The organism is Streptomyces griseicoloratus, assembly GCF_014534645.1.
Classification (GTDB): domain Bacteria; phylum Actinomycetota; class Actinomycetes; order Streptomycetales; family Streptomycetaceae; genus Streptomyces; species Streptomyces griseicoloratus.
In genome coordinates this window covers 35,885-43,301 of the sequence record NZ_JACVQF010000094.1, presented here as the reverse complement: position 1 = coordinate 43,301, position 7,417 = coordinate 35,885, and the positions used below count along the sequence as shown (strand labels likewise).

7 protein-coding genes are annotated in these 7,417 nt (G+C 73.9%); 4 read left to right on the top strand and 3 right to left on the bottom strand.

Features of this window, described 5'->3' with window-relative positions:
• Window positions 1–176 precede the first annotated feature (176 nt).
• Together H0H10_RS02560 and H0H10_RS02555 are read left to right on the top strand one after the other, a co-directional pair.
• Window positions 177–818, top strand: coding sequence for a GNAT family N-acetyltransferase (locus H0H10_RS02560; protein ID WP_188179131.1), 642 nt, complete (start codon window positions 177–179; stop codon window positions 816–818).
• Window positions 819–855: 37 nt separating this feature from the next.
• Entirely contained in the window at window positions 856–1,437 is a 582-nt protein-coding gene (locus H0H10_RS02555; protein ID WP_188179130.1) for an RBBP9/YdeN family alpha/beta hydrolase, read from the top strand.
• On the opposite strand, the gene H0H10_RS02550 is transcribed toward H0H10_RS02555, so the two are convergent.
• The 3 genes from H0H10_RS02550 to H0H10_RS02540 all read right to left on the bottom strand — a co-directional run bounded on the left by H0H10_RS02550 (window position 1,421) and on the right by H0H10_RS02540 (window position 4,765).
• Window positions 1,421–2,221, bottom strand: a complete 801-nt coding sequence (locus tag H0H10_RS02550) for a sugar phosphate isomerase/epimerase family protein (RefSeq protein WP_188179129.1) — start codon at window positions 2,219–2,221, stop codon at window positions 1,421–1,423. The two genes, H0H10_RS02555 and H0H10_RS02550, sit on opposite strands and share 17 nt — an antisense overlap.
• A gap of 30 nt (window positions 2,222–2,251) precedes the next feature.
• Window positions 2,252–3,184 (bottom strand): bifunctional helix-turn-helix transcriptional regulator/GNAT family N-acetyltransferase, encoded by a 933-nt coding sequence (locus H0H10_RS02545; protein WP_188179128.1) that lies wholly within the window; start codon window positions 3,182–3,184, stop codon window positions 2,252–2,254.
• Window positions 3,185–3,718: 534 nt separating this feature from the next.
• Window positions 3,719–4,765: a LacI family DNA-binding transcriptional regulator gene (locus H0H10_RS02540; protein ID WP_188179127.1), complete on the bottom strand. Its 1,047-nt coding sequence runs from the start codon at window positions 4,763–4,765 to the stop codon at window positions 3,719–3,721.
• A 324-nt stretch (window positions 4,766–5,089) separates the two neighbouring features.
• Between H0H10_RS02540 and H0H10_RS02535 the strand changes: the two genes are divergently transcribed.
• A complete protein-coding gene (locus H0H10_RS02535; RefSeq protein ID WP_188179126.1) occupies window positions 5,090–6,241 on the top strand; it encodes a Gfo/Idh/MocA family protein in 1,152 nt (383 codons plus the stop codon).
• The gene (locus H0H10_RS02530; RefSeq protein WP_188179125.1) at window positions 6,238–7,389 is read left to right on the top strand and encodes a dihydrodipicolinate synthase family protein; all 1,152 of its coding nucleotides are present in this window, start codon (window positions 6,238–6,240) and stop codon (window positions 7,387–7,389) included. Before H0H10_RS02535 ends, H0H10_RS02530 begins: the two co-directional genes overlap by 4 nt.
• Window positions 7,390–7,417: the final 28 nt, after the last annotated feature.

Genomic DNA, 7,417 nt, shown 5'->3' with positions numbered 1-7,417 from the left:
CCGGCTGCGGGTGTGGCTCCGGGTCCGGCCTCGGCTCCGGGTCCGGTCTCGGCCGTGGCTTCGCCCCCGGCTTCGGGGGCGGCCCCGGCTTCGTCTCCGGCCCCCACCTCGGACCCCGCACCGGCCTCCGGAAAAGTCGGTCGACGGGCTCCCGTGCCGGCGGAAGAATTCGGCCGGTGACGTTCACATTGCAGGGACCGCCCCTCGAAGGCACGCTCGTCCGGCTGGAACCCCTCGGCCACCGGCACGCCGCCGACCTGGCCGTGGCCGCGGAGGAGGACCGGGACACCTACGCCTACACATGGGTGCCGAGGGCCGACGAGGTCGGCGCCTACATCGACGCCCAGCTCGCCCGGGCCGCCGCCGGCCGGCTCGCGCCCTACGCCCAGATATCCCTCGCCACCGGCAGGGCGGTCGGTGCCACGTCCTACTGGGAGCCGCGGTCCTGGCTCTCCGAGGACCGGCTCGACGCCGTCGAGGTCGGCTTCACCTGGCTCGCCCGCTCGGCCCAGGGCACCGGCGTGAACACCGAGGCCAAGCTGCTGCTGTTCCGCCACGCCTTCGAGGCGTGGGGCGTGTCCCGGGTCGACCTGAAGACCGACGCCCGCAACAGCCGCTCCCGCGCCGCGATCGAGGCGGCCGGCGCCCGCTTCGAGGGCGTCCTGCGCAACTGGTCCCGCTCCTGGGCGCCGGGCGAGGACGGCCGCCTGCGCGACTCCGCGATCTACTCGGTCACGGCGGCGGAGTGGCCGGCCTGCCGCGACCGGCTGGAGAGCCGGCTGGCCGCGCGCCGGACGCGGAGCGGGAGCCGGGTATGACTGGCGCACGGAACGGATGATCGGACAGCATCGGCCCATGACCGCCTACCTGATCCTCCACGGCTGGCAGAACCACCGCCCCGAGAAGCACTGGCAGCACTGGCTGGCCGACCGCCTCACCGCACGCGGACACCACGTCACCTACCCGCAGCTGCCCGACCCCGACGACCCCGCCATGGACGTGTGGCTCGACGAGGCGACCCGGCACCTGAAGGCCCTGCCCGAGGGCACCGAACGCGTCGTCGTCGCGCACAGCGCCTCCGCCCTGCTGTGGCTGCACGCCGTCGCACGGGGCATCGACGGGCCGGGCTCCGTGGACCGGGTGCTGCTCGTCGCACCGCCGTCCGCCTCGGTGCTCGCCCGGCACCCGGAGGTCACCGCGTTCACCCCGCCGTCGCTCGACGGCCTCGTCCTGCCCGGCCCCACCCGCCTCGTCGCCGGCGACGACGACCCGTACTGCCCGGAAGGGGCCCGCACGGTCTTCGGCGACCCGCTCGGCCTCCCCACCGACATCCTGCCCGGTGCCGCGCACCTGGACCTGGACGCCGGTTACGGCCCTTGGCCCGCGGTGCTCGACTGGTGCCTGGACGCCTCCGTGCCGCTCACGCCGAATCGCTGAGCAGCCGGGCGAGGTGCTCGCGCCCCGGGCCCAGCAGGCCGGGCAGCGGGGCAGCGGCCTCGTACCACCGCTTCTCGTACTCCCAGCACAGCCAGCCGTCCCAGCCGTGGCGGGAGAGGACGTCCACCACCTCGGCGAGTGGCAGGATGCCGGCGCCCAGCGGCAGCGGCGTGGTGTCCTCGGCGGAGGCGATGTCCTTGACCTGGACGTAACCGAGGTACGGGGACAGGGCCGCGTAGCTCTCCGAGGGCTGCTCGCCGCCCAGCCAGGTGTGCATGACGTCCCACAGGGCGCCGACCCGGCCGTGCCCGACCAGGCCGAGGATCCGCGTCGCGTCGGCGCCGGTGCGGTGCGAGTCGTGGGTCTCCAGCAGGATGTTCACGCCGAGGCCGGCGGCGTACTCGGCGGCCGTGCCCAGGCGCCGGGCGGCCGTCGCGTCGGCCTCCTCGGGGCTCTGCGCGGTGCCGCCGCCGGGGAAGACCCGGATGTACGGGGCGCCCAGGTCGCGGGCCAGGTCGAGGAGGCCGCGGATCTCGGCGAGCACGGGCTCGTCGTCGCCCGGCGCGGCCACCCGCGCGTATCCCGCCACGCCCAGGACCTCGACGCCCGCCGCCTTGAACTCGGCCGCGACGGCGGCCCGTTCGTCCGGGGTCAGACCCGGGTGCACCGGTTCCTCGGGATGGGCGCGCAGTTCGACGCCGTGGTAGCCGTGCGCGGTCGCGAGCCGCAGCACGTCGGTCAGGGGCAGGCCGGGGACACCGAGAGTGGAGAACGCCAGCTTCATGGGGAGCGACAGTACCCGCTGCGGCGCCGGTCACTCCCGTGTCGCGGCCAGGTCCAGCCGCCAGTCCTGGCCGACCAGGTCCTTGCCGAAGGAGTGGTGGGGCTTCTCGGCGACGAGGGTGAAGCCGTGGCGCCGGTAGACGCGGCGGGCGGCGGACAGGACGTCGTTGGTCCACAGGACCAGGTGCCGGTAGCCTGCGTCCCGCGCGAAGCCGACGACCGCGGTGACGAGCCGGTCGCCGATGCCGAGCCCGCGGGCCTCCGGGTCCACCAGCAGCAGGCGCAGCCGGGCCGTCGCCGGGGCGTCGTCCCGTACGCACATCACGCATCCCACCGGCCGTCCGTGCAGCTCGGCGATCCACACCCGCTCCGTGCGCGGGTCGTGGTCCTCGGCGTAGTCCGCCACGATCCGGGCGACCAGACCCTCGTACTCGGCGTTCCAGCCGAACTCGGCGGCGTACAGCGCGGCGTTGCGCTGCACGATCCAGCCCAGGTCGCCCGGGACCGGCTCGCGCAGCACCACGTCGTCGCGGTCGGGCCGGCGCCCGTCGGAGAAGATCTCGCGGACGGTCCGCATCGCCTCGGCGAGCCGGGTGCGCTCGGCGGCCGGCACGGTGGACAGCAGCGAGCCGACCGCTTCCGTCGACCGCTCGTCCAGCACGCCGGCGACCTCCCGGCCGCGCGCGGTGAGCGTGACGCGCGTGCGGCGCGGATCGTCGCCCGACGGGGCCCGCTCGACGAGGCCGTCCCGCTCGAACCTGTTCAGGATCCGGCTCAGATACCCCGCGTCCAGCGAGAGCGCCGCCCGCAGGTCGGCGGCGTCGGTGCGGGGGGAGTGGGCGAGCTCGTAGACGACGCGGGACTCGGTGAGGGTGTACGGCGCGTACAGGTGCCGGCTGTAGTCGAGAGCGCCGATGAGATTCGTGTAGAAGCGGTTGAAGGCACGGACGTCCTGCACGGTCATAGCGATCGGCCCCTCGATCGAACCACCTCTGACTGAGTCAGAGATTCCCTGTCTCCGACCCTAAACGGCCACACCCCCACCCGTCCACGCCCACAACAACCCCGCTCCCTGACGACCCCGACCCCACCGTTACGGCCGCCCGGCGACACGGAGGGCGGCCCGCGGCGCGGGGCGTCGGTGGCCACCCGTCGGCATCGGCGAACGGCCCCCGGCCACCCGGCCCGTCGGTGCGGCCCGGCGGCACTGACAGGGCCGCACCCGACGGCGATCCCCGGCCGCCCGGCCTCGTCCCGCGGCCCGCAGGTGCCGAGAGCCGACCGTCCGGCGGCACCGGCGAACGGCCCCTGGCCGTCCGGCCCGTTCCGGCGCGGCCCGCAGACGTCGGACGCCGGCCGGCGTGGCCGCTCGCCGACCCCCGGCGCCGATCCCCGGCGACGACCCCGGCCCTGCCCAGCGCCCCCCGCAGGCGCCGGCGCGTCCGTCAGCGTGGCCGCTCACCGACCCCGGCGACGGTCCCGGCCGCGGGCCCCGGCCTCACCCCCGAGGCGCCCCGGAGGATCCCCGGACCATCAGCTCGCCCCGTACCGTCGCGATTCCGCCCGGCGGTGGTTCCTCGCGGCCCATCGCGATGCGGCCGGCCCGCGCGCCCGCCTCCGCGAGCGGCAGCCGTACCGTCGTCAGCGCGGGTACCGCGTCGATGCTGAACGGCAGGTCGTCGAACCCGGCGACCGACACGTCGCCCGGGATCCGCAGCCCGGAGTCCCGCAGCGCCGCGCACGCCCCCAGCGCGACGGAGTCGTTGGCGGCGACGACGGCCGTCAGCGTCGGGTCCCTGCGCAGGAGTTCGAGCGTGGCCTCGTAGCCGGACTGCCGGTCGTAGCGGCCGTGGACCGTCCAGCGCGGATCCTCCTCGACCCCGTGCGCGGCGAGCGCGGCGCGGTGGCCCTCCAGGCGGTGGCGCGTGGTGGTCCGTTCCTCCGGCCCGGCGATGTAGCCGAGCCGCCGGTGCCCGAGCCCGAGCAGGTGCTCGGTCAGCTCCCGTCCGCCCCCTCGGTTGTCGAACGTCAGCGCGACCGCCCCGGTCTCCGGCGCCGGCGGCCGCCCGCACAGCACCACCCGCGTCCCGGCCTCCGCCAGCTTGCGCAGCTTCGCCGCGACGGCCGCCTTGTGCACCGCGTCCTCCACCGCCCCGCCGGTCAGCACCACGGCCGCCGCACGCTGCCGTTGCAGCAGGGTCAGGTAGGTCAGTTCGCGCTCCGGGGAGCCGCCGGTGTTGCAGACCACGGCGAGTCTCTCCCCGCCCGCCCTGCCACCCGGCCCCCCGATCTCCGACTGGATCGCGCCCGCCATGATCCCGAAGAACGGGTCGGCGATGTCGTTGACCAGGATCCCGACCAGGTCGGACGTGGCGGCGGCGAGCGCGCTCGCGGGCCCGTTGAGCACGTAGTCCAGTTCGTCGACCGCCTTCAGCACCCGCTCGCGGGTGGAGGCGGCCACGGGATAGTTCCCGTTCAGCACGCGCGACACCGTCGCGGGGGAGACCTGGGCGCGGGCCGCCACGTCCGCCAGGGTCACCGTCATGTCCTCGTCCTCCGGTCGCGCATCCGCCGTGCGCCGTCTCGTCGCACGTCCTCGTACGACCCCGTACGTCCCCGTACGACCTCGTACGTCCTCCGTCCACGGACCCGCGCCTGACCGCGGTTCCGTGCCGACCCTACGGCCGTCTCGCGCCGTTGTTCGCCTGCTCGAACAACTCGCCCGCGTCACGGTCTTGTCCGGGCCGCCGTGCACAGGCTAGCTTCGTTATGCATAGAAAGCGCTTGCTGTGTCGCTCACCAGTCACCCCGTGACCGGTGGGTCGTATGCGGCGCGCGGACCGCGTACGACCCGTACGAAGGGAATGACGTGACACGCAAGACGGTGCGTATCGCCATGAACGGTGTGACCGGGCGCATGGGCTACCGCCAGCACCTCGTCCGCTCCATCCTGGCCATCCGCGAACAGGGCGGCCTCGACCTCGGCGGCGGCACCGTGCTGTGGCCGGAGCCGGTCCTGGTCGGCCGCCGGGAGCACGCGCTGAGGGAACTGGCGGAGCGGCACGGCCTGGAGCACGTCTCGACGGACGTGGACGCCGTCCTCGCCGACGAGAGCGTCGAGATCTACTTCGACGCCCAGGTGACCTCGGCCCGCGAGGAGGCGATCAGGAAGGCGATCGCCGCCGGCAAGCACATCTACACCGAGAAGCCGACCGCGACCGGCCTCGACGGCGCCCTGGAGCTGGCCCGCCTCGCGAACGGGGCCGGCATCAAGCACGGCGTCGTCCAGGACAAGCTCTTCCTCCCCGGCCTGCTCAAGCTCAAGCGCCTCATCGACGGCGGCTTCTTCGGCCGCATCCTCTCCGTGCGCGGCGAGTTCGGCTACTGGGTCTTCGAGGGCGACTGGCAGTCCGCCCAGCGCCCCTCGTGGAACTACCGCACCGAGGACGGCGGCGGCATCGTCGTCGACATGTTCCCGCACTGGGAGTACGTGCTCCACGAGCTGTTCGGCCGCGTGAAGTCCGTCCAGGCCCTCACCGCCACCCACATCCCGCAGCGCTGGGACGAGAACGGCAAGCCCTACGACGCCACCGCCGACGACGCGGCGTACGGCATCTTCGAGCTCGAGGGCGGCGCGATCGCCCAGATCAACTCCTCCTGGGCCGTCCGCGTCAACCGCGACGAACTCGTCGAGTTCCAGGTCGACGGCACCGAGGGCTCGGCGGTGGCCGGACTGAGGAACTGCCGCGTCCAGCACCGCTCCGCCACCCCCAAGCCGGTCTGGAACCCGGACATCCCCGCCACCGAGGTCTTCCGCGACCAGTGGCAGGAGGTCCCGGACAACGGCGAGTTCGACAACGGCTTCAAGGCCCAGTGGGAGCTGTTCCTCAAGCACGTCTACGCCGACGCCCCCTACCACTGGGACCTGCTGGCCGGCGCCCGCGGCGTCCAGCTCGCCGAGCTGGGCCTGAAGTCCTCGGCCGAGGGCCGCCGCCTCGACGTGCCGGAGATCGCCCTGTGACCCTCCACCTGCCCGACGCGAACGGAAGCCTGCGGGCCTACGAACCCCGCACCGAACCCCTCGCCCTCACCCCGGGAAGCGCTTTCACCTCCCGTACGGTCTTCTCGGCCGCGCACGTCGTCGCCGACCCGTACGCGGACACCACACCCGACGGCCCCGCCGCCGTCGACTGGGACGCCACCCTCGCCTTCCGCCGCCACCTGTGGTCCCACGGGCTCGGCGTCGCCGAGGCCATGGACACCGCCCAGCGCGGCATGGGCCTGGACTGGGCGGGCGCGGCGGAACTGATCCGCCGGTCCGCCGCCGAGGCGAAGGCCGTCGGCGGCCGCATCGCCTGCGGCGTCGGCACCGACCAGCTCGCCGCCGGCACGCCCGGCGAGGTCAGGGCCGCGTACGAGGAGCAGCTCACCGTCGTCGAGGAGGCGGGCGCCCAGGCCATCCTGATGGCCTCCCGCGCCCTCGCGGCCACGGCACGCGGCCCCGAGGACTACCTGGAGGTCTACGGCCACCTGCTGCGCCAGGCCGCCGAACCGGTGATCCTGCACTGGCTCGGCCCGATGTTCGACCCGGCCCTGGAAGGCTACTGGGGCTCGCCCGACCTCGACACGGCGACGGACACCTTCCTGGAGGTCATCGCCGCCCACCCCGACAAGGTCGACGGCATCAAGGTCTCCCTCCTGGACGCCCAACGGGAGATCGACCTGCGCCGCCGCCTCCCGCAGGGCGTGCGCTGCTACACCGGCGACGACTTCAACTACCCCGAACTGATCGCCGGCGACGACCAGGGCTTCAGCCACGCCCTGCTCGGCATCTTCGACCCGCTCGGCCCGCTGGCGGCCCAGGCGGTGCGCGTCCTGGACACGGGGGACGTCGACGGCTTCCGGTCCCTCCTCGACCCCACCGTGGAACTCTCCCGCCACCTCTTCCAGGCCCCGACCCGCTTCTACAAGACGGGCGTGGTGTTCCTGGCGTGGCTCGCCGGCCACCAGTCCCACTTCACGATGGTCGGCGGCCTGCAGTCGGCCCGCTCCCTGCCGCACTTCGCCCGCGCCTACGAACTCGCCGACGGCCTCGGCCTGTTCCCGGACCCGAAACTGGCGGAGGAACGCATGCGAACCCTGCTGAACCTGTACGGAGTGACCCCGTGAACGAGGCCCTGGAGCGCTTCTCCATCAA

What these genes read in the sequence shown, in the direction of transcription:
- H0H10_RS02555 (WP_188179130.1), top strand. Translation starts at nt 856, where the DNA reads ATGACCGCCTACCTGATCCTCCACGGCTGGCAGAACCACCGCCCCGAG.
- H0H10_RS02550 (WP_188179129.1), bottom strand. Translation starts at nt 2,221, where the DNA reads ATGAAGCTGGCGTTCTCCACTCTCGGTGTCCCCGGCCTGCCCCTGACC.
- H0H10_RS02545 (WP_188179128.1), bottom strand. Translation starts at nt 3,184, where the DNA reads ATGACCGTGCAGGACGTCCGTGCCTTCAACCGCTTCTACACGAATCTC.
- H0H10_RS02540 (WP_188179127.1), bottom strand. Translation starts at nt 4,765, where the DNA reads ATGACGGTGACCCTGGCGGACGTGGCGGCCCGCGCCCAGGTCTCCCCC.